The organism is Bradyrhizobium sp. JR4.3 (assembly GCF_040547695.1).
Taxonomy (GTDB): Bacteria; Pseudomonadota; Alphaproteobacteria; order Rhizobiales; family Xanthobacteraceae; genus Bradyrhizobium; species Bradyrhizobium canariense.
Genome location: NZ_JBEPQF010000003.1, coordinates 185,773 through 208,684 on the forward strand (window position 1 = coordinate 185,773; position 22,912 = coordinate 208,684).

Annotated in this window: 16 protein-coding genes and 1 pseudogene; 3 read left to right on the forward strand and 14 right to left on the reverse strand. The window is 63.9% G+C overall.

Annotated features, from left to right (window positions below):
• Window positions 1-151: 151 nt before the first annotated feature.
• A complete protein-coding gene (locus ABIB91_RS06825; protein ID WP_354160730.1) occupies window positions 152-688 on the forward strand; it encodes a hypothetical protein in 537 nt (178 codons plus the stop codon).
• A gap of 121 nt (window positions 689-809) precedes the next feature.
• Here the strand turns inward: ABIB91_RS06825 and ABIB91_RS06830 are convergent.
• From ABIB91_RS06830 to ABIB91_RS06860, 7 genes and pseudogenes are all read right to left on the reverse strand, one after another.
• Window positions 810-2,290 (reverse strand): annotated as a pseudogene (locus ABIB91_RS06830) (NCS1 family nucleobase:cation symporter-1).
• A gap of 316 nt (window positions 2,291-2,606) precedes the next feature.
• Window positions 2,607-3,299, reverse strand: a complete 693-nt coding sequence (locus ABIB91_RS06835) for a TetR/AcrR family transcriptional regulator (protein WP_007591097.1) — start codon at window positions 3,297-3,299, stop codon at window positions 2,607-2,609.
• A 165-nt stretch (window positions 3,300-3,464) separates the two neighbouring features.
• Window positions 3,465-5,114: an acyl-CoA synthetase gene (locus tag ABIB91_RS06840; protein WP_354160727.1), complete on the reverse strand. Its 1,650-nt coding sequence runs from the start codon at window positions 5,112-5,114 to the stop codon at window positions 3,465-3,467.
• A 23-nt stretch (window positions 5,115-5,137) separates the two neighbouring features.
• Window positions 5,138-7,027, reverse strand: a complete 1,890-nt coding sequence (locus ABIB91_RS06845; protein WP_354160726.1) for a TRAP transporter large permease — start codon at window positions 7,025-7,027, stop codon at window positions 5,138-5,140.
• 15 nt (window positions 7,028-7,042) lie between these two features.
• Window positions 7,043-8,062, reverse strand: coding sequence for a TRAP transporter substrate-binding protein (locus ABIB91_RS06850; RefSeq protein WP_354160724.1), 1,020 nt, complete (start codon window positions 8,060-8,062; stop codon window positions 7,043-7,045).
• Between the two features lie 551 nt (window positions 8,063-8,613).
• Window positions 8,614-10,200, reverse strand: coding sequence for a DHA2 family efflux MFS transporter permease subunit (locus ABIB91_RS06855; protein WP_354160722.1), 1,587 nt, complete (start codon window positions 10,198-10,200; stop codon window positions 8,614-8,616).
• Window positions 10,197-11,333 (reverse strand): HlyD family secretion protein, encoded by a 1,137-nt coding sequence (locus tag ABIB91_RS06860; RefSeq protein ID WP_354160720.1) that lies wholly within the window; start codon window positions 11,331-11,333, stop codon window positions 10,197-10,199. Before ABIB91_RS06860 ends, ABIB91_RS06855 begins: the two co-directional genes overlap by 4 nt.
• A 112-nt stretch (window positions 11,334-11,445) precedes the next feature.
• Between ABIB91_RS06860 and ABIB91_RS06865 the strand changes: the two genes are divergently transcribed.
• Window positions 11,446-12,153 (forward strand): CerR family C-terminal domain-containing protein, encoded by a 708-nt coding sequence (locus tag ABIB91_RS06865; protein ID WP_354160718.1) that lies wholly within the window; start codon window positions 11,446-11,448, stop codon window positions 12,151-12,153.
• 227 nt (window positions 12,154-12,380) lie between these two features.
• Window positions 12,381-13,577, forward strand: a complete 1,197-nt coding sequence (locus ABIB91_RS06870; RefSeq protein WP_354160716.1) for a M24 family metallopeptidase — start codon at window positions 12,381-12,383, stop codon at window positions 13,575-13,577.
• A gap of 139 nt (window positions 13,578-13,716) precedes the next feature.
• On the opposite strand, the gene ABIB91_RS06875 is transcribed toward ABIB91_RS06870, so the two are convergent.
• The 7 genes from ABIB91_RS06875 to ABIB91_RS06905 form a co-directional block, all read right to left on the reverse strand.
• Window positions 13,717-14,544, reverse strand: coding sequence for a hypothetical protein (locus tag ABIB91_RS06875; protein ID WP_354160714.1), 828 nt, complete (start codon window positions 14,542-14,544; stop codon window positions 13,717-13,719).
• Window positions 14,545-14,625: 81 nt separating this feature from the next.
• Entirely contained in the window at window positions 14,626-15,915 is a 1,290-nt protein-coding gene (gene fsrB, locus ABIB91_RS06880) for a siderophore utilization protein FsrB (RefSeq protein WP_354160712.1), read from the reverse strand.
• 19 nt (window positions 15,916-15,934) lie between these two features.
• Window positions 15,935-18,229: a TonB-dependent siderophore receptor gene (locus ABIB91_RS06885; protein ID WP_502916951.1), complete on the reverse strand. Its 2,295-nt coding sequence runs from the start codon at window positions 18,227-18,229 to the stop codon at window positions 15,935-15,937.
• 208 nt (window positions 18,230-18,437) lie between these two features.
• Window positions 18,438-19,103, reverse strand: coding sequence for a methionine ABC transporter permease (locus tag ABIB91_RS06890; protein WP_219684292.1), 666 nt, complete (start codon window positions 19,101-19,103; stop codon window positions 18,438-18,440).
• Entirely contained in the window at window positions 19,093-20,274 is a 1,182-nt protein-coding gene (locus ABIB91_RS06895; RefSeq protein WP_354160710.1) for a methionine ABC transporter ATP-binding protein, read from the reverse strand. Before ABIB91_RS06895 ends, ABIB91_RS06890 begins: the two co-directional genes overlap by 11 nt.
• Window positions 20,275-20,504: 230 nt before the next feature.
• Complete coding sequence (locus ABIB91_RS06900) at window positions 20,505-21,977, reverse strand: DASS family sodium-coupled anion symporter (RefSeq protein ID WP_354160708.1); 1,473 nt, start codon at window positions 21,975-21,977, stop codon at window positions 20,505-20,507.
• Between the two features lie 112 nt (window positions 21,978-22,089).
• Window positions 22,090-22,896, reverse strand: a complete 807-nt coding sequence (locus tag ABIB91_RS06905) for an enoyl-CoA hydratase/isomerase family protein (protein ID WP_354160706.1) — start codon at window positions 22,894-22,896, stop codon at window positions 22,090-22,092.
• Window positions 22,897-22,912 lie beyond the last annotated feature (16 nt).

Genomic DNA, 22,912 nt, shown 5'->3' on the forward strand with positions numbered 1-22,912 from the left:
GGCCGAACACGACCGACCCACTCTGCGTTCGGTTTTGAGGCCCTTGCCTGATTTCCTTCCAGGCCGGTTTCGATCAATCGTGGCTCAGGACGTTCAAGCACCTCGGGTCGGATGACCTTAGATCTAGGCAACACTTCAACTTTCACGTTGGTTGCCTCCGGGAGCATTGATGTATTTTAAAACGATCAAACCGCACGTCGTGTCGGGGTCGGCGCAGACCAATCTGTCTTTCCTGGAAGATATCGTCCGCGCGGCCCGTTCTCGGTTCGCCGCGCTTGTGGACAAACTCGCCGGATTGCAGGCCAGGCCATTATCGAGGGCCTCGATCGAGCGGAGTTCACATGACGACAATCCGGGCAGCCGCGCGCTCGGTCTGGCGACCGTGACCGATGATCTGCTCGCGATCGTCACAGTGATGGATCGGATGGCAGGCGAGCTCCTGCTGGAATCCGAGCAATTATGGGCCTCGGTCGGATATGTTTCCGGGAACGTCCACAAGATCGCCTTTGGACGATGGCGATTGCTCGGTAGCCGGAAGCGGAACGATCTGTTCGCCGCCGCGATCGACGACAGGCTGAGGCGCACGCCGCGCTTGGTGATCTCGCTGCTGGAGGTTGCTACCATCCTGGAGGAAGCGGTTGCAGACCTGCATCCAGTCCAGACTGGCGAAGGGGCTCGCAGCAGGTAGCGATATCGCCACCGATCATCGCGACGTCGTATCTGGGTAGCATGCGCGTTCGACCGAACGCGCATGCCAAGAGTATTGCGGGGCCGCCGCCCACATGGCGATGGATCCGCAACTTCGAACGTCATTCGCCCGCCCCGACAATGACGGAAACCGGCCTTTGCTCCTTCGAGAGGGCTCGGTAGATCAGTCCGCCGGCAGTGGCTCCGATGAGCCAACCCCAGTCGCCGACGTTGAAAATCAGTCCATAGGCGCCTGCCAGCGAGAGTCCGATCGACAGAGTGCCGGACACCGCAAGTGCAATCAGCGCCTTGTAGTTCCAGCCGCCGTCGTAATGGAATTCACCGGCTGGTGACATTGTATAGAGGTCCTCCAGCACGACGATTTCCTTTTTCACGAGATAGTAGTCGGCGATCATGATGCCGAACATGGGCCCGAGCGCAGAGCCGAAGATGCTGACGAACAGCGTGATGGCCGACGGGCTGGCCACGAACAGCCAGGGGCAGACGAGTACCGACAGGATCGACGTGATGAGGCCTCCCAGCCTGAAATTGATGCGCTGGGGATTCAGGTTGGAGATGTCGTAAGCCGGCGAAACGAAGTTCGCGACGATGTTGATGCCCATCGTCGCGACGATGAACGTGATCGATCCGATAACGACGACGAACGGATTGCCGATCTTCTCCACGATCAGCACTGGATCCATGATCGCCTCGCCAAACACCTTCAGCGTACCGGCCGTCACGATCACTGTGATGATCGAGAAGACCAGGAAATTGACGGGAAGCCCGAGCAGATTGCCGGTTTTCATGGCTCGCTCATCCTTGCCGAACCGGGCGAAGTCGCCGAAATTGAGCAGGAGCGCCGAGAAGTAGGCCACGATCAGCATCGCGGCATTCGCCATCACGCCAATCGTCGCCGCGGTTGTGGCGGCCGGCGGGCTGAGTTGAAGAGACAGGCTTGAGAAACCGGCCTGCCATAACATCCAGATCGCCAACGCGAACATGACGACGTAGACCACGGGTCCGCAGAAATCGATGAAGCGGCGGATGCGCTCCATCCCGCTGAGGAAGATGAGAAGTTGGAACAGCCACATGAAAAGGAAGCTGAACCATGCGAGCGTCGACAGGCCGGCGATGCTGTTGTGCGTGAGATCGGCGGCCGACGGCATCAGAGTGACGATCAGGACTTGCACCGCCTTCGAGGCGAAGTAGGTCTGCACGCCGTACCAGACAATGCCGACGACGCCCCGCACCATGGCGGCGAGATTGGCGCCCATCACCCCGAACGAGTGCGGGCCACGACCGGGAACGGAATGCCGTAGCGCAGCGAGGGCCGTCCGATCAGGTTCATCAGGAAGTAGACCGCCGTGATACCCACCAGCATCGAGATCAGCACCTGCCAGCCTGTCAGGCCGAGAAAGAACAGGCTCGCCGCGAATGTGTAGCCGCCCACGGAATGGACGTCCGACATCCACATCGCAAACAGGCTGAAGACACCCCAGGTTCGGCCCTCAGGTGCGGTTGGAGCAAGGTCGTGATTGTAAAGCTTTGGATGGGCGCCGGTGATGATCAGCGTGGGAACGTCGCCGCTGTTGGATGACATGTCCTCTACCTCGGATTTGCTGGCGCAGGGCAACGGCGTTGGAAGCCGCAGTCCCTGCTATGGGTGCTCGCACTTTGCGGAAGATCGGGTCGAAGCAAGCGACATGCCATTTTATAACGATCGATAAAATCATTTTACGATCGATAAAATATTTTTACAAACACGAATTTCGGATCTGGCGCCGGCTACCGGCGCAAAACGCCTCGCTGCAACCGGAAATCCAGTGCGGTTCTGGCTAGGATGTCCCGCACGTGAGCGTAATGGCGGAGAGGGGGAAACAGGGCCGCTGGCGAAAAACGAACGGCCGAACAAAGGGCTAGGCGCCAGCCTCGGCAGGGCCCGAAAGACCAAGTCCGCCGAGAACGAGCTGGACGATCGTCGCCTTGGCCGCGGTGTAGTCGGCCTCTTCGAGCTGTCGCTTACCTTTCATGATGATCATCTGGCTGGAATAATCGGCATAGGCCTGGGTCATCGCCCAGATGCAGAAGAAAAGGTCGACGGCGCTGATCGGCCGAATCGCCCCGCTGGCGGTCCATTGGTCGAGCGTCTTGACCTTGTCGAGCAGCAACGGGGTCGAGACTTTTTCAATGAAGCTGCCGATGAATTGAGCGCCGCTGATGATTTCGTTGGCATAGATGCGCGACAGATGCGGGTGATCTCGCGAGAAATCGATCTTCCTGCTGATGTAGCGCACGAGGATGGTCTCGACATCGGACGTCATGTCGAGACTGTCCATGTCTCGTGCCCACATGTTCATCGCACGTTCCAGCACCGCGCGATACAGATCCTCCTTGTCTTCGAAATAATAGTAAATGTGGGGTTTCGCGATCGATGCTTTTTTAGCGATCAGTGCCGTCGTCGCTCCGCGAAAGCCGAAATGCCCAAAGACGAACTCTGCCGCATCGAGGATTTTTCCCTCGATGTCCGGGCCCGGCGCTGCCTTGCGGCCACCTTTTGGCGCGCGGCGGATGCGAAAGAGCTTCAACTTGTCGGCGGGGATGGCTGCCATAAAGCCTCGATAGGGAGCTTTGCCTTCACCGGCGAAGGCTGAGCGGGATCGGTCGCCGAATTGATGTCGGCGATTCCGGCTGGACGTTGCCTTGCCTGTCCAGCTTTATCAAGCAATTAGGACGGCAGGGACCTCTCAATGCGTTGGCAGACTCATGGAATCGGCTCAGGCCGAGATCGCCTTCGCCGATCCCGCTTCGTTGCGCAGCAGGAATTTCTGGATCTTTCCCGTCGACGTTTTCGGGATCGGCCCGAACACCACGGCCTTCGGCGTCTTGAAGCCGCTCATATGCGAGCGGCAGAAGGCGATGATGTCGGCTTCGCTCGCGCTCGCGCCGTCCTTCAACTCGACGAAGGCGCAAGGCACTTCGCCCCATTTCGGATCGGGCTTTGCGACCACGGCGGCGAACAGCACGGCGGGATGCTTGTAGAGGATGTCCTCGACCTCGACGGAGGAAATGTTCTCGCCGCCGGAGATGATGATGTCCTTGGAGCGATCCTTGATGATGACGTAACCATGCGCATCGAGCACGCCGAGATCGCCGGTGTGAAACCAGCCGCCCTCGAAGGCTTCCTTGGTCGCCTTGTCGTTCTTGAGATAGCCTTTCATCACGATGTTGCCGCGGAACATGACCTCGCCGATGGTCTCGCCGTCGCGCGGCACTTGCCTCATGGTCTGGGGATCGATGACGGTGACGGCTTCCTCGAGCGGGTAGGGCACGCCCTGCCGTCGCTTCAGGCTGGCGCGCTCGGCGGCGGGCAGATCATCCCAGCCAGGCTGCTCGGCGCAGACGGAGGCGGGGCCGTAGACCTCGGTCAGGCCATAGACGTGCGTCAGCTTGATGCCGATGCTCTCGGCGCCCTCGAGCACCGCGACCGGCGGCGCCGCACCGGCGATCAGGCCGACGACGTGGCGGGCGGCGCCGCCCTTCGGGGCATCGGGCGCGTTGATCAGGGTGTTGTAGACGATCGGCGCGCCGCACATGTGGGTGACGCCGTGCTGCTTGATCAGCTCGAAGATCTTCGTCGGCTCGACCTTGCGCAGGCAGACATTGATGCCGGCAGCCGCCGCAATGGTCCAGGGGAAACACCAGCCGTTGCAGTGGAACATCGGCAGTGTCCAGAGATAGACCGGATGCTGGCCAAGTTGGCCTGCGAGGATGTTGCTGACGGCATTCAGATAGGCGCCGCGATGATGGGTGACGACGCCCTTGGGATTTCCCGTGGTGCCCGAGGTGTAGCTCAGTGCGATCGCGTCCCATTCATCGCCCGGCAGGATCGCTGCGAAGTCAGGATCGCCCTGCACGAGCGCGGCCTCATACTCGATCTCGCCGATGCGCCCGCCGCCCTTGAAGGCAGCATCGTCGACGTCGATCACGAACGGTTTTGGGCCACTCATCTGTGACAGCGCATCGGTGATGACGCCGGAAAACTCGGGGTCGACCAGAATGATCTTTGCGCCGCCATGGTCGAGCTGAAATGCAATCGAAGGCGCATCGAGCCGAATGTTCAGCGCGTTGAGCACGGCACCCGTCATGGGGACGGCGAAATGCACCTCGTTCATCGCCGGAATGTTCGGCAGCATCGCCGCGACGGTGTCGCCGACGCCGATGCCCTGGCCGGCAAGGTACGAAGCAAAGCGCTTGCAGCGCTCATGCGTCTCGCGCCAGGTGAAGCTGCGCCCCTCGTAGACCGTGCTGACATGATCGGGATAGACCGCGGCGCTGCGTGCGAGGAAGCTCAACGGGCTCAGCGGCACGTAGTTGGCGGGCGTCTTGTCGAGGCCGATATTGTACTGGTTCTGCCGCTCGCTCATCGACACCTCCCTCATGCGCCGGCCTACAGGAATCCGATGGAGATCCACGGAAAGACGGCGACGACGATCAATCCTACCAGCAGCGCCAGCAGATAGCCCCAGATCGGCCTGATGCCTTCGGCCGGATCGACGCGTCCAATGGCGCAGGCGGCATAATAGCCGACACCGAAGGGCGGGGCGAATAGCCCGATACCCATGGCGAGAATGATCACCATGGCATAGTGCACCTCGTGCACGCCGACCGCACGCGCAATCGGAAACAACAGCGGCCCGAACAGCACGATCGCGGGGATGCCCTCCAGCACACTGCCGAGGATGGTGAAGGCCAGGATCGAGACGGCGATGAAGGTCGCCGCGCCGCCCGGCAATCCGGTCATGGCGGACGCCAGCGAGCGCGAGAAGCCTGATTGCGTCAGGCCCCAGGCCATGCCGGTGGCCGTGCCGATGATCAGCAGGATCGCGCCCGACAGCGCAGCGGTCTCGACCAGCATCGGAAACAGCCGCCGCCAGTCGAAGCGGCGGTAGACGAGCAGGCCGACCAGGGCGCCATAGACGATGCCGATGGTGGAGACTTCGGTGGCGGTCGCGATGCCTTCGACCACGGCGTAGCGGATCACGAAGGGCAGCGCGAGCGCGGGCAGGGCGATGACGAAGGTCTTGCCGATCTCGCCGCCTGTGGCGCGGCGGACATGGCTCATGTCCTCGTGGCGGTAGCGCCACCACACCAGCATGCACAGCGTGATCGCGAGCACCACGCCGGGCAAGAGGCCGCCGGTGAACAAAGCGGCGATCGAGACGCCGGTGACCGAACCGATCGTGATCAGCACGAGGCTCGGCGGAATGGTCTCGGTCTGCGCGCCGGTCGCCGCCAGAAGCGCGACGAGATCGCCGGGCTTGGCGCCGCGCTGTTTCATCTCCGGGAACAGCACGGGCGCGACCGCGGCCATGTCGGCCGCCTTGGCGCCGGAGATGCCGGAGACCAGGTACATCGCGCCGACCAGGACGTAATGCAGTCCGCCGCGGACATGGCCGAGCAGGCTGGCTAGGAACGCCACCATGGCCCGTGCCATGCCGGTCATTTCAATCAGGAGCCCCAGGAATACGAACAGCGGCACCGAGAGCAAAATGAGGTGGCTCATGCCCTCGTCCATCCGTCCGACCAGCACCATGACCGGCGTGCGCGTGGTCAGTGCCAGATAGCCGAAGATGGCGAGCCCGAAGCCGAACGCGATGGGAACGCCGGCAAAGACGCAGAAGCCGGCGACGCCCACGAAGAAGATGACGAGGTTGAGATTGCCGAGCGGTCGCAGATAAGGCTGCGCCAGCCAGAACAAGCTGACGACGATGGCAACGGCGACCGCGGCCGTCAGCACCATGCGGTAGTCGGCTGCGCGCAGCAGCCGCAACAGCGCGAACGCCGCCATCAGGCAGATACCGGCCGGAAGCGCCGCGGCGCGCCACATATTGGAGATCTGCAGCGCCGGCGTGGTGATGAAGCTTTCCTCGTAGGCGTAGTCCCAGGACGGCCAGACGATCAGCGCCAGAAAGGCCAGCGCCGCGCAGGTCGCGACGAGATCGAGCCAGGCCCGCGTGGCCGGCGTGGCGCTGCCGACGACCGCGGTCATGCGCATGTGCTCGGAACGGCGGAACGCGACCGCCGCGCCCAGCATGGCGAGCCACAGGAACAGGATCGAGGCGAGCTCGTCCGACCAGATCAGCGGCCGGTGCAGGCCGTAGCGCGCGACCACGCCGGCAAACAGGATCGCGATCTCGGCGACCACCAAAATGGCCGCAGGGATTTCGACGAGGAGGCCGAGTGCGCGCTCCGTCGAGGCCAGCAAGGGAGATCGGCGAGGGGACCGAACAGTCGCCTCGCCCGCCACTCCGCTCACTTCGACCTCAACATGAGCCATGACGGCTCCAACGCGTTACGACAGCTTGCCGACGGCCTTTTCCAGCAGGTCCCAGGCCTGGTCGCCATATTTGCCTTTCCACTCGGCATAGAAGCCGGCGGACCGCAGCTTGTCGCGGAACGGCGCAACGGCGGGCTGGTTGAAGGTCAGGCCCTTGCCCGCGAGCTCCTGCTGCAGATTGGCATTGAGCTTGGCGGTGTCCTCACGCTCCTTGACCGCGGCCGCATTGATGTTCTTGGCGACGACCGTGCGAATATCCTCCGGCAGCGCGCTCCAGGCCTTGCGATTGGCCAGGAACCAGAATCCGTCCCACATGTGGTTGGTCAGCGAGCAGTATTTCTGGACTTCGTAGAGCTTGGCGGTCGAGATGATCGCCAGCGGGTTCTCCTGGCCCTCGACGATCCTGGTCTGCAGCGCGGAATAGACCTCGGCGAAATTGATCGAGGCGGGCGCCGCATCGAACGCCTTGAACATCGAGGTCCACAACGGCGACACCGGCACGCGGATCTTGAAGCCCTTGAGATCGTCCGGACCGGTGATCGGCTTGCTCGACGACGTGGTCTGGCGGAAGCCGTTGTCCCAGATCTTGTCCATGACCTCGAGCCCGGCCTTCTTGATCTCGCCGCGGACAAAGGCGCCGAGATCGCCGTCCATGGCCTTCCAGACCGTGCCGTAGTCCGGGAACGCGAAGCCGATGCCGTTGACGGACGCCGCCGGCACCAGGGTCGACAAGATCAGCCCCGACAGCGTGAAGAACTCGACGCCGCCGGACCGGATCTGGCTCAGCATGTCGGTGTCGGACCCGAGCTGGTTGTTCGGAAAGATCTGGAGGTCGAACTTGCCACTGGTCTCGGCCTTGATCGCCGCCGCCATCTCCTTGGCGCGCACGTTCAGCGGATGGGTGTCCGGCAGGTTGTTGGCGTATTTGTAGGTGAACTCGGCGCTCTGGGCGCGGGCCACATGGGGCGCACTGAGGCCGCCCAGGACCGCGGTCGCGGCGGAGGCCTTGAGAAGCGTGCGGCGGGAAAAGCTCATGGGTCTGCTTCCTCGGAAAGTTTGTTGTTGTTCTGAGATGCAAACCTATACGGACGGACGGTCAGAAGGTCATCTGCGATCTCACGAAGCTTCGCTTATTGCAGCCGGACATCCTCACGGCAATATCGGCTTTCGGAGGCATGGGCCGGATTCAAAAACGCGAAAACAACCCCATGCACAGTAGCGGTCGAAAGTCGGGGCGAGGTGCGACGGCCGACCTGGAAGAGACGAGGAACGAAGGTCCGATGCGAGGAATTCTAGCTAAACAACTGATCTGATTATCTATAAAGATATTCCATAATATACCTTATGCGAATCATGCATATAGCTGTGCAGGTCAGGCCAGTTGTGCCCTCAAGCAGAATCGAGTCGATTTAAGCGAGCTTCGAGTCAGGCCGCGCACTTCCCCGGCAGTCCATTTGCTAGTGCGGCGCCGGGTTCGCCAGCGCAGCCTTTCATGCCGGAACCTACCGAGGTCAGCGCCGCCAAAATCCTGCGCAGAGCGGCAGAGACGCCGCGCAAGCCAGCAACAAGGACTCTCAATGCCCTCCTCACAGGGCTGTGCCGGCCTTCGGCGCGCGCAGCAGCAGCACGACCGGGATGATCGCAATCAGGCAGATGCCGAGCAGCCAGAAACAATCATCGTAGGTCATCACCTGCGCCTGCTTCTCGATCAAGCCCGAGAGCTGCGCGATGGCGCGCAGCCGCGCAGTCACTGCATCGATGCCTTGGGCGAGGCCGTCCGACGCAAGCCGTGCCTGCCCCAGCAGCGAATTGGCGGTGATGGCCTCACGGATGGTGACGGAATGCAACGCGCTGCGCTGGTCGATGAAAACGCCGCATAGCGCCAGCCCGATCGAGCCGCCGAGATTGCGGGCCATGTTGTAGATACCGGCGCCGTCAGCCGCGTTCTCGCGCCCGATCGCCGCCATCGAAGCTTGGTTGAGCGGCATCATGGTCAGTATCTGGCCGACACCGCGCATCAGCTGCGACAGCGTGAAATCGCTGCCATCGCTGTCCGGGCCGAGATGGATATCGGTGAAGCAGCTTGCGGCGAAGCATGCCAGGCCAAGCGCCACCATCAGACGGGTATTCTGCCGGCCCAGGATGCGTGGCAGAACCGGTATCAGCACGAAGACCGGGATCGCCGCCAGCGCCATGATGCCCCCGGCCTGGCGCGGATTGTAGCCGGCGATGCTGGCGAGGAACTGCGGCACGACGAACGTCGTGCCGTACACAGCCGCGCCAACCACCAGCGTGATGAAGGTGGCGCTGGCGAAGGCGCTGCTCCGCAGCAGGGCCAGCTTGATGACCGGATCGGGGCTGGTCTTTTGCGCAGCCGCCATAGCGATGAAGCCGGCCAGCGCCACGAGGCTGAGATCGATGATCATGGACGATTCGAACCAGCGCTCGCGCTGCCCCTCCTCCAGCACAACAGTCAGGCAGCCGAAGGCGATCGCCATGCCGATGATGCCGAGCCAATCGGCCTTCGCCACAAGGCTAAGATCTGCCTTTTGCGCCGGAAGCCCGAGGGTCAGCAGCGTGACCAGCGCGATGCCGACGGGCAGGTTGAGGAAGAAGCACCAGCGCCAGGATATCTCTTCGGCGAGATAGCCGCCGATCACGGGACCGATCACCGGGCCGAGCAGCACAATGACGCCGAAGATGCTCATGCCGATCGGCGTCTGCCGCGGCGGCAGCCGGGTGCGAACGATGACCTGCGCCGTCGGTATCAGCGCGCCGCCGAAGAAGCCCTGGCCGGCGCGGCCAAGGATCATCGCGAGCAGCCCGTGGCTGAGCCCGCACAGCATCGAGAAGAGCACGAAGGCGATCGTAGTGGTGAGCAGCAGGCGCCGCAGGCCGAGCACGCGTGTCAGCCACGCCGTCAGCGGGATCATGACGACCTCGGCCACCAGATAGCCGGTGCCAATCCATGTGCCTTCGGTGCCGCTGGCGCCGACCTCACCCTGTATCTGCGGCAGCGCCGTGTTGGTGATGGAAATGTCGAGGGTCGCCATTAGGGCGCCGAGGGCGCCGGCGACCACTGCGACCCAGTCGACCAGGGCTGCGCTGTCGTCGACCGGCTTCGCTCCGGCGACGCTGCCACCCGGATCCCAGCTGTCCCCGGCTGCGCTCATCGGGCGACCTCGGCGGAACGCAGCACCGGCGCGGCCTTTGTGTCGACGGAAACCTCGATCGACAGGCCCGGCACGAACGCCGGCGCGGCATGTTCCGGCGCGTTCACGAGGATGCGGACCGGCACGCGTTGCACGATCTTGGTGAAGTTGCCGGTGGCATTCTCGGGCGGCAGCAGCGCGAACTGGGCGCCGGTGCCGGGCGCAAAGCTCTCGACCGTCCCGGTCAGCGCGAGGTCCGGATAGGCATCGATGCTGATGTGCGCCGGCTGGCCAGGACGCATGCGCTGCACTTGGGTCTCCTTGAAATTGGCCACCAGGTACATCTGCTGCGTCGGAACGACGGTGAGCAGCCGCGTGCCCGGCTGCGTAAACTGGCCGAGCTGGACGGTGCGGTCGCCGACCCGGCCGGCAATCGGGCTGCGCAGCAGGGTATCCTTGAGCTCGATTTCGGCCTGGCTGAGACTCTCCTTTGCCGCGTCGAGTTGCGCCCTGGCCTGCGCCAGTTGCGCCTTCAACGTCGCGACCTTCTGGCGAGCGGCATCGAGAACGGCCTGCTTGAGGCTCACGGTCGACCGCGCCTGCGTCAGCGCGCTCTCGGTCTGCTCGCTCTTCTGCTGGGTGGCGAACCCCCGAACCGCCAGCGCGGCCGCGCGCTCGAACTCCTTGTCGGCGAGATTGGAGTTCGCCTGCGCCGCCGTCACGTCGGCCTGCGCCTGTGCGATCACGGCGTCCTGCTGGCGCAGATCGGCCTCGCTCTTGGCGACATCGGCCTCGCGCGCATCGACCGTCGCCTCGGCCTGCCGCACCATCATCTCGTAGCGGCGCGCATCGATCTTCAGGAGCGGCTGCCCGACCGCGACGTCCTCATTGTCCTTCACATAAATCTCGGCGACCTGGCCGGACACGCGGGGCGCCATCGCGACCTGGTCGGCTCGCAGATAGGCGTTGTTGGTGCTCTCGATATAGCGCCCGACCATGTACCAATAACGCCCGTAAGCGCCGCCACTGGCCACTGCCACGGCCGCGAGCACGCTCAACAGGATGCGCGAGCGGCTGCGCTTGCGCGGCGCTGCCGGGGTTTCGACGCCACCCCGCTGCCCGCTGTCGGCGTTCTTCAGGACCGCCACGCTCATGCGTTCATCTCCAATTTATTCCACTTGTAATATTTATTCCATTTGGTAAAAATATGTCAACTGGAATATTTTTGCTGCCGTGCTATGAGGGAGAAGCTTGGAGAGAGGGGCAATGACAGGCGCCAGACGGAAGACGGAAAGCGGCTACGCACGCGGCGAGGAAACGCGGACGCGGATCATCCAGGTCGCATTGGCGCTGTTCGGGGAGCACGGCTTCGACGGTGTCTCGACCCGCGACATTGCAGCCCAGGCCGGCGTGCCCGCGCCGTCGTTGCAGTATTATTTCGTTAACAAGGAAGGCCTCTACGCGGCTTGCATCGCCGACATCCAGGCCTCGGCCATGAACGCCGTGGGCCCCGCGCTGGACAACCTCGAATGGCTGCTCGCGTCCAAGGCGAGCGACAGTCAACTAATCGACGGCTATTGCGCGGTGCTGGAGAGTTTTGCCGACTTCCTATTCGCCTCCCCCGACGCGGCCCGGCGCGCACTTTTCATCAAGCGCCGAATCATGCCGATGAAATCCGCGCTGATGCCCAAGGAGCAATGGGCGAAGGGCCCGGGAGCCCGCCTGCACAATTGCTGCATCGGCGTCATCGCCCGCCTGTCCGGCGGGTCGACGTCGGACGAAGAAAGCCGGATGACGGCAGTGGCCATCAACGGCCAATTGCTGACTTTCCATTTCTCACGCGACCACCTGGACTATATCCTGGGCTACAACGAGATCACGGGTGACCGGCTCGCCATGCTCAAACGGATCGTTCGCCGACAGACCACGCTGGTATTCAAGGGGCTCAAGCGGCCCTCCAAGCCTCAACGGTAGGCCCAGGCAGACAAACGCTCGTCCGGCGGTGGGATGGAAGAGACTGCGGTCAACAATCGCCCCAGCATCCGCACCAAGCCGGCTAGAACGGGCGAGCAGACTCAAAATTCATTTGAGGGCACAGCCAGCCCAATCCAGGGCTAGCCGGAACCCTGCTCCGGGCGCACAATCAACGGCAGACAACGGACGCGGCCGCTTGAGCCGCGCCGCCATTGGGAGGTTTCGTCATGCAGGAGAACGCCACTCGCGCGAGCGCCGCGCGTGCCATTCCATTCGACGCCGCCAAGCTCGACCGCCTGATGGAGGCGGCCGGCCTCGACATCCTGATCGCGACCTCCAAGCACAATGTGCAGTACTTGCTAGGGGCCGAGCGCGCGATTTTCTTCGACTACATGGATGCCCTGGGCGTGAGCCGATATCTGCCGGTCCTAGCCTATCCCAAGGGCGCGCCGGAGAAGGCCGTCTATATCGGCCATCGGCTGGAGACCCATCAGCGCGCCGTGGCGCCGCCATGGGTGCCGCAGGTCCGGACCGAGTCCAATGGCTCGGTGGACGCGGTGACGCGGGCCGTGAGCGCCTTGAAGGACGCCGGCGTGCCGTTGAAGCGGATTGGCGTCGAGATGGCGTTCCTGCCGATGGATGCGGGCCGGGCGCTGGCCGACGCCCTACCCGGCGCCGAGCTCAAGGACGCGCTGCTGGTGCTGGAGCGGCTGCGTGCGGTCAAGTCGGCGGAGGAACTGGCAAAACTCAAGACGGCGTCCGAACTGGTGACCGCCTCGATGCTGGCGGTGATCGCCGGGCACGGGCCGGGCACGACCAAGCAGCAATTGTCGGACGCCCTGCGGATCGCCGAAGCCAATCGAGGGCTGACCTTCGAATACTGCCTGCTCGCCTGCGGCAACAGCCACAACCGGGCGCCGTCGGCGCAGCGCTGGGAGCAAGGTGACGTGCTGTCGCTCGATTCCGGCGGTAATTATCACGGCTATATCGGCGACCTCGCGCGCATGGCCGTGCTCGGTGATCCCGATACCGAGCTGAAGGACTGTCTGGCCGAGATCGAAGCGGTCCAGCGCGCGGCCTTCGCCGCGGTGCGGCCCGGCGCCATGGGCGGCGACATCTACGTCGCGGCCGAGCGGCAGCTGGCGAAAATCACCCAGCGCGACTGCACGGAGTTTCTGGCCCACGGCATGGGCCTCGTCAGCCACGAGGCCCCTCGCCTGACCGCCAAGGGTCCGGTTCCCTACGACGACACCGACGCCCGGCTGCCGCTCGAAACAGGCATGGTGGTGTCGATCGAGACCACGATGAAGCATCCGAAGCGCGGGTTCATCAAGCTCGAGGATACGGTCGCGGTGACGTCAAGCGGCTATGAGATTTTCGGCGAGGGCGGCCGGGGTTGGAATTTGGGGGGAAGCACACGTTGATCTGAGACCCTCATGGTGAGGAGCGCGGAACGCGCGTCTCGAACCATGAATGGCCCTGCTCTCGCCAGTGGCCATCCTTCGAGACGCCCGCGTTGCGGGCTCCTCAGGATGAGGTGCGGAGTGTCCTGAAGCTGCGCAGCTACCGCGCCAGCAGCAGCTCCAACTGGCTCTGCGCCTTCTTCACGGCCGCTGCATACCAGCTCTGGCTTGGTGCCTCCTTGGAGAAGCACGCCGTGTACGCGGTCATCGCATTGTCTTCGTGCGTGATGTCGCCGCGGGGGTCCTTCTTGTCGATGGGCCTCGCCATCATCTGCTTCCAGACCTTCTCGCAGGCCGGCATCTCAGCCGTCTTCACGGCGTCGCTGACGGCGAGAAAGAAGACCTTGTCGCCCTGGATCGCGACGACGTCGATTTCATGTGGCGGTCCCTTCAAATCGCCATTGCCGCGCACGCCCAGTACAGCAACCGCCGCGCTTGCGCCCGCGGGCTTCGTGATCGGCAGCTCGGCATATTTGGCGAAGGCGGAGTCCTGGATCGCCTGATAGTAGAAGCGGTCCGACTTGAACGCGGCGCCAATCTCCTGCGGCATGCCGTCCTCGCGGTGCTCGCGAAGCCAGTGCTTGAGTAAGCCGGACGTGGTCGCCACCGCTTGCATCTTGTCGCCTTCGGAGGCGAAGCCGAGCCCGTCGAGATGGCCGAATCCTGAGTCACCCTTGAAGAGCGTGTCGGCGTTCGACGTGCCGTCCGCCGGCAGCCCTTTGATGACGACCGGTCTCACCAGGCCGCGCAGCACGCCTGTCGGCTCCTTGAGCGCCGCATCATGCTGCTTGGTGGTCTCGTCGTTTTCCGCAGCCTTCGAGAATTTCGCGATGTAGCGATCGCGCAGGTCGAGATAGTGCTGCTCGGGCGTCGCCGCATGAGCGGGCGTCGCCAGGACGAGCAGGCAGAGCAAGGCAAGCGATCTCATTCGATGTCCGAAAGGCTGGGGGCGATCTCCTGTCTTTGTCCCGATGCCGGACGGGAAGGTTCATCCGGCAAGCCGGGTGCCCTACTCCGCCGGCGTGAGCTGCCGGTTCAGCCGCATCGCAGCCGTCTCGCGCACGCGGACACGGGCGCGGCGCTTGCGCCACCAGATTACGATTCCGGTGACCGAGAGTGCCGCCACCACCAGGCCCATGACCGAGATCAGGATGCGGCCGAACAGCCCGACGATGCGGCCCGAATGCAGCGGAAACTGCGCCTGCACGAAGATGTCGGCGGCGGTGCCGACCCAGGGCAGCCGTTCGCCGATCGGACGGCCGTCCTCGCTGTCGTAATAGAGCTGCGCCGGGCCGACCCCGCCGGCGCCGTGATCGTCGCCGGAATGGAAAAAGGCGGCGGCATAGACGCCATGAGCCGGCCCGTAATTGATAGAGCCGACCGGGACGGTCCACCCTCGCCCATTGCCGTCGGCCGCAGCGCGCGCCGCGATCTCGGCGAAAGTCACCTTGGGCTCGATGGGATCGTCGAGATCGCGATACGGCCGCTGCTCATAGGGCGTCGGCGTGTAGTTCGACACCATCTTCATCAGCGGCGAGAACACCTCGAAATAGAGGTTCAGCGAGAACGCCGTGAAGGCGATGACGAACAGCACGCCCCAGGTCCACAGGCTGAAAGCGCGATGGATGTCGAAATTGATCCGGTAGGCGCTGCCTGACGTCTTGATGGTCCACGCCGGCGCCCAGCGCGCCCAGAAGCCGCGTTCGAGCTGGCGCGTGACCTGGGGCGCCCGTGCAGCCCTGGCGCGCCGCCGCGAGGGCAGCGTCAGGTAGAAGCCGACGAAGCAGTCGATGGTCCAGATGATCGCGATGATCCCGAGCAGGCGCATACCCCAGCGGTCGCTGCCCCAGAATTCCGGGATGTGCATGGTGTAGTGCAGCTTGTAGAGGAACGAGACGAAGTTTTCGCGCGTCACCGGCCACACTGCGCCCCAGTAGCGGCGGCCGAGCTCGACGCCGGTGTTGGGATCGAGGAAGATCTGATTGTAGTCGAGCGCGTAGCGCTTGCCGGTCGCGGGATCGATCCGCGGCATGACAAAGAACCACAGCGAGCGGCCCTCCTCCGGTGTCATGAACAGGTAGACGACGCGCGCACGGGGATCGCGCTGCTCGATCATCTTCGCGAGATCGATCGAGGGAATGGCTGGGCCCTTGCTGCTGACGTCGAACAGATGACTGTTCAGGACCTCGTCGATCTCATGATCCCAGGAGATGATCGCGCCGGTGATGCCGGAGAAGAACAGGAATCCGGCCGTCAGCAGTCCCGCCCAGCGATGCAGCCTGCCGAATATCGCTCTCATCGTTCCCCCTCATTCCAACTCACCACCGATACGTCAGCTTGCCGATGGCCTTGCGACCCTCCGCGTAGAAGCAGCCGGACAGGCTGTAGCAGGCGGCGACATAGCGCGTGTCCGCGAGGTTCGTGACGTTCAGCGAGAGGCGCCAATTGTCCCTTGTGTAGGCGAGCAGCGCGTCCAGCACGGTCGAGGATCCGACCTTGAACGTGTTGGCGTCATCGCCCCAGGTCGCGCCGACATAGCGGAGGCCGCCACCGAACTGCAGGCCCGCGAGCGGCCCGGTCTGAAGCGTGTAGTCGTTCCACAGCGAGGCGCGGTTGAGCGGCACGGTGACCGGCGCCTTGCCGACATTGACGGGATCCTGCGTGACCGTGGCATCGATATAGGCGTAGGCCGCGCGCAGGTTCCAGCCGTCGGCGAGCGACATCGAGCCTTCGAGCTCGAGGCCGCGCGATTTTACCTGGCCGGTCTGTTCGGCAATGTTGAGCGGAGGCGCAAAGGTGACGACGTTGTCGCGCGTCAGGTCGAAGGCGGCGAAGGTGAACAGCGCGTTCCAGCCGGGCGGCTGGTATTTGACGCCCACTTCGTACTGCACGCCGGTCTCGGGATTGAGCAGCTGTCCGCTCGGGCCGGTCGCAAGGACCGGCAGGAACGATTCCGAATAGCTGAAATAGGGCGCGATGCCGTTGTCGAAATTGTACATCAATGCGGCACGGCCGGTGAAGGCCGACGCATCCTTCGAGACCGACGTATTGAAGATTCCGCTGGCGACCTGCGTCGTCACGAAATCCTGGCGGCCACCGAGCTGGAACGAGAGCCGGCCGAGCTTGATCTGGTCCTGCGCATAGAGACTGACCTGCGACTGCTTGACGCCGGTGTCGTCGCTCATGGCGCCCATGGTCCAGTCGTAGCTGTACACCGGGTTGAAGACGTTGATCTCCGGCAACGACGTCGAGACGGCAAAGGCGGTGTCGCGGAACGCAGTATTGCGATAGTCGATGCCGACCAGCGTGGTGTGACTGAGGAAGCCCGTGGTGAACTTGCCCTGCAGCTGATTGTCCACCGCGAATGAGTTGATGTACGAATTGCTGTAGCTGCCGAAACGCGCGAGCCGCCCAGCGGCCTCGTCGGTATAGCCTCCGCCAAAAAACACCTTCTCCTCATTGTGCTGATAGGCGTAACGCAAATTCTGCCGGAACGTGATGTTGTCGGTGAAATTGTGCGAGAGCTGGTAGCCGGCGGTCGCGATTTCGGTGTTGAAGGCGTTGAAGCTCGGTACGCCCGCGAAGAACGAGACAGGGATGGTGCGGCCGTTGTTCGGCCACACCGTGCCCGAGGCCGGCAGGAACTGAAGGCCCCACCCTGCCCGGTCGCGCTGGTAGTTGGCGAGGATCGTGATGGTGGTGTCCTCGTTCGGCTTGAACGTGACAGCGGGCGCGATGAAGACGCGGTTGTCCTTGGTGAAGTCGACCTGGGTCTCGCCGTCGCGCACCACGCCGGTCAGGCGCCACAGCACGGTGCCGTCCTTGTTGGCGGGGCCGCCCACGTCGAACTGGCCCTGGTAGCGGTTGAAGCTGCCGCCGGAGATCGAGACTTCGCCGAACTGCTGCGCCGTCGGCAGCTTGGTCACGTAGTTGAGGATGCCGCCGGTGCCGCTGCCGCCATACATCGCCGAGGACGGGCCTTTGAGGACTTCGAGACGCTCTGCGCCGTAGGGATCGAGTCCGTTGAAGTGCACGTAATTGCTGGAGGGAATCCGCAAGCCGTCGACGTAGAGGCCCGACATGGTGGTGTCGAAGCCGCGGATCTGGAGGGCGCCGAAACGGGTGTCGGAGCCGCCGTTGACGTCGCCGCTGACGCCGGCGGTATAGCGCAACGCCTCGCCGATCGAGACCGCACCCTGATTCCTGACCTGGTCGGTCGTGACGACGGAGACGGACTGCGGGGTTTCGATCAGCGGCGTATCCGTCTTGGTCGCGGTACCGCTGCGCGTCGCAACGAAACCGCGCACCGGACCGTTGGCGCGTTCGCCCGTGACGCCGTTCGAGGATGCCGATTGGGTTGGCGCGGCTTGCTGCGCGGGAGAGCGACGATCGGCGCGCGCGGTGCGTGTCGCGCCTGACCTTCGCGATGAAGCGACCGCCGCAGGCCGGGCGCGCTGAGCCGGAGCTTCGACGGTGACGGCGGGGATCTGCGTCTGCGCCTCCACGGCACCGAAGGGAATGACGAGAGCAAATGTGCTGGCCGCTCCGAGGAAGAGAATCTGTATCTGTCGACGACGCGTGTCAGAACGCGAAGCAAGTTGGAAGTCGGTCACGTCGAGGCCCCACGCACTGCCGGCTTCGCCGGTACCGTTTTTGATGCCTCGCCCTAACGCAGGCGATTTCGGAGTGCGATAGGAACTGCGTTAGAATTTCTCCAGACGCGTGCGCAACGCGTGCGACGAATGCGCTCAGTCGTGTCTCGAAGTTTGGAATGCTTCCAGACCGACAAGAACCTGCTTGTTCGAAATGTCTAAAACGGCGTCAGTGATGTCGCAGACGGCGATTGACCCGGCGCGCGAGATAATCGCCGGCGCTCTGCACGAGCTGCACCAGCGCGATCAGCACCACGACGACGGCCAGCATCATCTCCGGCATGAAGCGCTGATAGCCGTAGCGGATGCCGAGATCGCCCAGGCCCCCGCCTCCGACGGCGCCGACCATGGCGGAATAGCCGAGCAGGCTGACCACCGCGAGCGTCAGCGCCAGCAGAAGACCTGGCAGCGCTTCGGGGATCAGCACCTTGAACACGATCTGCATCGGCGAGGCCCCGAACGAGGATGCGGTCTCGATCAGGCCACCATCGACCTCGCGGATCGCGGCCTCGACCAGGCGAGCGATGAACGGCGCCGATGCGATCGTCAACGGCACGATCGCGGCCGTCGATCCGATCGAGGTGCCGGCCACCAGCCGCGTGAACGGGATGATGGCGACGACCAGGATGATGAAAGGCGTGGACCGCGTCGCGTTGACGACGATGCCGAGTACGCGATTGACGACGGGCGCCGCGAACAGCTCGCCTTTCCGGCTGGTCGCGAGAAAGACGCCGAGCGGCAGGCCGAAGGCGGTGCCGATCAGCGCCGCGAGCCCGACCATGTACAGGCTCTCGCCGGTCGCCTGGACGATCAGGTTGATGAGTTCAGGCGACATAGCCGAGACGCTCCGCGGGGAATTGATATTGTGAAAGCCAGGCCAGCGTGCGCGTGGTCGCGTCCTCGCCGCCAGACATGCCGAGAGGAATACCAAGCGTCAGCGAGCCCACATGCTGGCCGCCGATCTCGTCGATACGGGCCGACAGCAGCGATACGTCGAGGCCGAGTTCGCGCGCCAGCCGCGCCACCAGCGTGTCGCCGGCCCCTGCCCCGCGCACCTGGACGCGGATCACGGCCTGTCCGCCCGCAGGCGGCTCCGAAACGATCCGGCTCGCCAGCGACACCGGCAGGCTGTCGCCGATCACTTCGGCCAGGAAGGATTGCGTGATCGGATGCTTTGGGTGAGTGAAGATGTCGGCGACCTGGCCGCTCTCGACGACGTGGCCGGAATCGAGCACCACGACATCCCCCGCGAGCTGGCGCACCACGGACATCTCGTGGGTGATCAGCACGATGGTCACGCCCAGTTCGCGGTTGATGTTCGCGAGCAGATCGAGGATCGCCCGCGTGGTCTGCGGATCGAGCGCCGAGGTCGCCTCGTCCGACAGCAGCACGCTCGGCCGCGTCGCCAAGGCCCGCGCGATGCCGACGCGCTGCTTCTGGCCGCCGGAGAGTTCGGACGGGTAGCGGTCGTGCTTGTCGGCGATGCCGACCAGCGCGAGCAGCTCGGCCACGCGCGCGCGGATATCGGCCTTGGCCCAGCCGGCGATCTCCAGCGGCAGCGCGATGTTGGCGGCTGCGGTACGTGAGGACAGCAGGTTGAAGTGCTGGAAGATCATGCCGATCGAGCGCTGCGCCAGTCGCAAGTCGCGGCCCGTGAGCGCCGAGATGTCTCTGTTATCGACGACGACGCGGCCGGTGGTCGGCCTCTCCAAGCCGTTGATGAGCCGGACCAGGCTCGATTTGCCGGCGCCGGAGCGACCGATGACGCCGGTGATCGAACCGCGCGGGATTGCGAAGTCGATGTTTTGCAGGGCATTGACGCCGGGCTTGCCGCGATAGGCCGGATAGGTTTTCGAGATGCCTTCGAAGCGGACCATCGCGTCGGGCGCAGTCGCGGCAAGTGAAATCGCGGGACGTGAGATCGCGCGACCTGAGATCGCATCAAGCTGTTCGATCGGCTGTCCGATCGCGAGCGACAGGTGGACGTTCATGGAGGCGGCCTTCATGCACAATAGTTCCGCTTGCCCCTAGGGCATCCGGGAACCGGTCGCATCAAGCGACGGAGAGTGAAACTGCGATGAGGACTCGGCTGGAGCGCGCTGCACCGCAGCAGGCACCATCGCCCTTTCGGATCTCTCTGGCAATGTCAGGTATTTGTGGGGAGTTGGACGAAGTTTTCCAAATGTCTCCCCGCTGAAGAAAATTCATCTGCCGCCGTATTGGCCTCGCGCCCGGCTCAGTGGACCCGCAGCCAGGGCCATACGATCAGCAGGAGCCCTGCGAAATAGAGCATCCCGAAGATCAGCCCAAAGCCCCAGAACTGACCCTTGCCGATATAACCGCTACCGAAATACATCGGCGCCGGCCCCGTGGCGTAAGGCGAGATCACGCCCATCAGGCCGAGCGAATACATGCAGAGCATGGCGAGCGTCGTGACCGGCAGGTCGGGGATGCCGGATCCGACCGCGAGCACCACGGGCAGCACGGCGGCGGCATGCGAGGTGATGCTCGAGAAGAAGTAGTGGATCCAGAAGAACAGCGCGACCAGCAGGAGCATCGCGGTCGACGGCGACAGCCCGGCGAGCGGCTTTGCATATTCGGTGGCGAACCATTTGATGAAGCCGATCTCGTTGAGACCCGAGGCCAGCGTCAGCAGCGAGGTGAAGTAGAAGAACACCTCCCAGGCGCTCTTCTCCGCGACGATGTCGGCAAACTCGATCACGCCCGTCACCAGCATCAGCGAGATCACGATGAACACGACGGTGGTGGCGTTGACGAAATTCGAGCCCAGAAGCGGCACGCGGATGTCCGGGCTCGAGCCCGCGATCCACAGGAACATCGCGAGCAAGATCAGCGTCAGCATGATCCATTCGTTGCGCGACATCGGGCCCATCTCCGCGAGCTCCTTCGATGCCCATTCGGAAATTTCCGGGCTGCTCTTCACCTCGGGGCGGCAGACCGCGTAGCTGAGCAGTGGGACCAGCACCATCAGGAGGAGGCCGAGCGGCGCAAAGCCCAAGAACCATTGCGCCCAGCTGACGTCGATTCCGACGGTCTTCTTGGCGATGGCCAGCGCCGCCGCATTGGGTGCGAGCGCGGTGAAAAACAATGAGCTGGTGACGGCAGTCGACGCGAACGCGGTCCACATCACGTAGGTGCCGATCTTGCCGGCGGTCGGTCCAGGCTCGGAGCCGTAGATGCGCGGGATGTTGCTGATGATGGGATAGACGATGCCGCCGCTGCGCGCGGTGTTGGACGGTGTCGCCGGCGCCAGCAAGAAGTCCGATATCGCCACCGCATAGCCGAGGCCGAGCGTGTTGCTGCCGAGCTTTTGCACCAGCACGAGTGCAATACGCCGGCCCAGCTGGCTTTTGCGATAGCCGATCGAGAACACGAAGGCGCCGACGATCAGCCACACCGTGCTCTCGGCAAAGCCCGCCAGCATCCAGCGCAGCGACTTGGTCGGATCGGGATCGATATAACCGCCGACGCCGGCAACCGTCAGCCCGATCAGGCCGACCGCGCCCACCGGCATCGATTCCAGGATGAGCCCGGTGATGACGGCCGCGAAGACGGCAAAATAGTGCCACTGATTGACGTTGAGCCCTGCCGGCACCGGAAACAGATAGATCACCAGCCACACCGCGAGCGGCGCGACCAGCTTCCAGCGAAACCCTTTCGCCTCAGGCGCCTGCGAGCTAGTGGTCATTGGCCTTCCCCCTCGATCGTCATTGTCGTTTGCCGGCCCGTTGATCGGGCCTATTTTGTCCCAGCGCCGCGTATACGGATAGTCCGCGGCGCAATCAATGCCTGGCCGGCTTCTACCGCCCTCTGAACTTCGGTTTGCGGCGCGTCAGGAACGCCTGGACGCCCTCCTTGTGGTCCTCGCTGAGGCTTGCCAGGGCGAACTGGTCGACGTCCATGTGGCTGGCGAGATTATCCAGCGCGTGCGCCAGCCGGTTGACCGTGAGTTTCGTCATGGCAACGGAGAGCGGCGGCTGCGCTGCCACCTTGCGCGCAAGCTCCATCGCGGCATCGAACGCATGGCCGGGATCGACCACCTGCTCGACCAGGCCCCACGCATAGGCCTCATCCGCGCTGATGCGCTGATCGGCCAGGATCACCGCCTGCTTGGTGCGAGCCGGGCCGATCAGATGCAGCATGCGCGGAATGCTTTGCCAGCTCATGTTCATGCCGAGCCCGATCTCGGGCACGCGCAGATGGGCATCGCGGCCCATGACGCGAAAGTCGAGCGCGACGGCCAGCGCCACGCCACCGCCGACGCAAAAGCCCTCGATGGCGGCGATCGTGATCTGCTCCATCTCCTGCCAGGCGTGGGTCAGGCGCGGTCCGAGCTTGAGATGCCGCCGCAGCGTGCCGAGATCCATGTCCTTGCGCGAGCGGCCTTCAGCATCCTTGACGTCGAAGCCGGCGCTGAATGCGTCCGCGCTGCCTGTCAGCACCACGACGGAGGTCGCGGCGTCATCCTCAAAACTGCGCGCGGCCGCGGTGAGCTGGCGCAGCGCCTCCGGCGACAGCGCGTTGATGCCGTCGCCGCGGTCGAACCGCACCACCGCAATCCGCCCCTCCGGCCCGAGGCCCTTCTCGATCTTGACATAGTCAGGCAACGCAAACTCCCCTGGT

Excerpts from the sequence above, each read along its gene's own strand:
- ABIB91_RS06835 (WP_007591097.1), bottom strand. The coding sequence starts at position 3,299 with ATGGCAGCCATCCCCGCCGACAAGTTGAAGCTCTTTCGCATCCGCCGC.
- ABIB91_RS06840 (WP_354160727.1), bottom strand. The coding sequence starts at position 5,114 with ATGAGCGAGCGGCAGAACCAGTACAATATCGGCCTCGACAAGACGCCC.
- ABIB91_RS06845 (WP_354160726.1), bottom strand. The coding sequence starts at position 7,027 with ATGGCTCATGTTGAGGTCGAAGTGAGCGGAGTGGCGGGCGAGGCGACT.
- ABIB91_RS06850 (WP_354160724.1), bottom strand. The coding sequence starts at position 8,062 with ATGAGCTTTTCCCGCCGCACGCTTCTCAAGGCCTCCGCCGCGACCGCG.
- ABIB91_RS06855 (WP_354160722.1), bottom strand. The coding sequence starts at position 10,200 with ATGAGCGCAGCCGGGGACAGCTGGGATCCGGGTGGCAGCGTCGCCGGA.
- ABIB91_RS06860 (WP_354160720.1), bottom strand. The coding sequence starts at position 11,333 with ATGAGCGTGGCGGTCCTGAAGAACGCCGACAGCGGGCAGCGGGGTGGC.
- ABIB91_RS06865 (WP_354160718.1), top strand. The coding sequence starts at position 11,446 with ATGACAGGCGCCAGACGGAAGACGGAAAGCGGCTACGCACGCGGCGAG.
- ABIB91_RS06870 (WP_354160716.1), top strand. The coding sequence starts at position 12,381 with ATGCAGGAGAACGCCACTCGCGCGAGCGCCGCGCGTGCCATTCCATTC.
- ABIB91_RS06875 (WP_354160714.1), bottom strand. The coding sequence starts at position 14,544 with ATGAGATCGCTTGCCTTGCTCTGCCTGCTCGTCCTGGCGACGCCCGCT.
- fsrB (WP_354160712.1), bottom strand. The coding sequence starts at position 15,915 with ATGAGAGCGATATTCGGCAGGCTGCATCGCTGGGCGGGACTGCTGACG.
- ABIB91_RS06890 (WP_219684292.1), bottom strand. The coding sequence starts at position 19,103 with ATGTCGCCTGAACTCATCAACCTGATCGTCCAGGCGACCGGCGAGAGC.
- ABIB91_RS06895 (WP_354160710.1), bottom strand. The coding sequence starts at position 20,274 with ATGAAGGCCGCCTCCATGAACGTCCACCTGTCGCTCGCGATCGGACAG.
- ABIB91_RS06900 (WP_354160708.1), bottom strand. The coding sequence starts at position 21,977 with ATGACCACTAGCTCGCAGGCGCCTGAGGCGAAAGGGTTTCGCTGGAAG.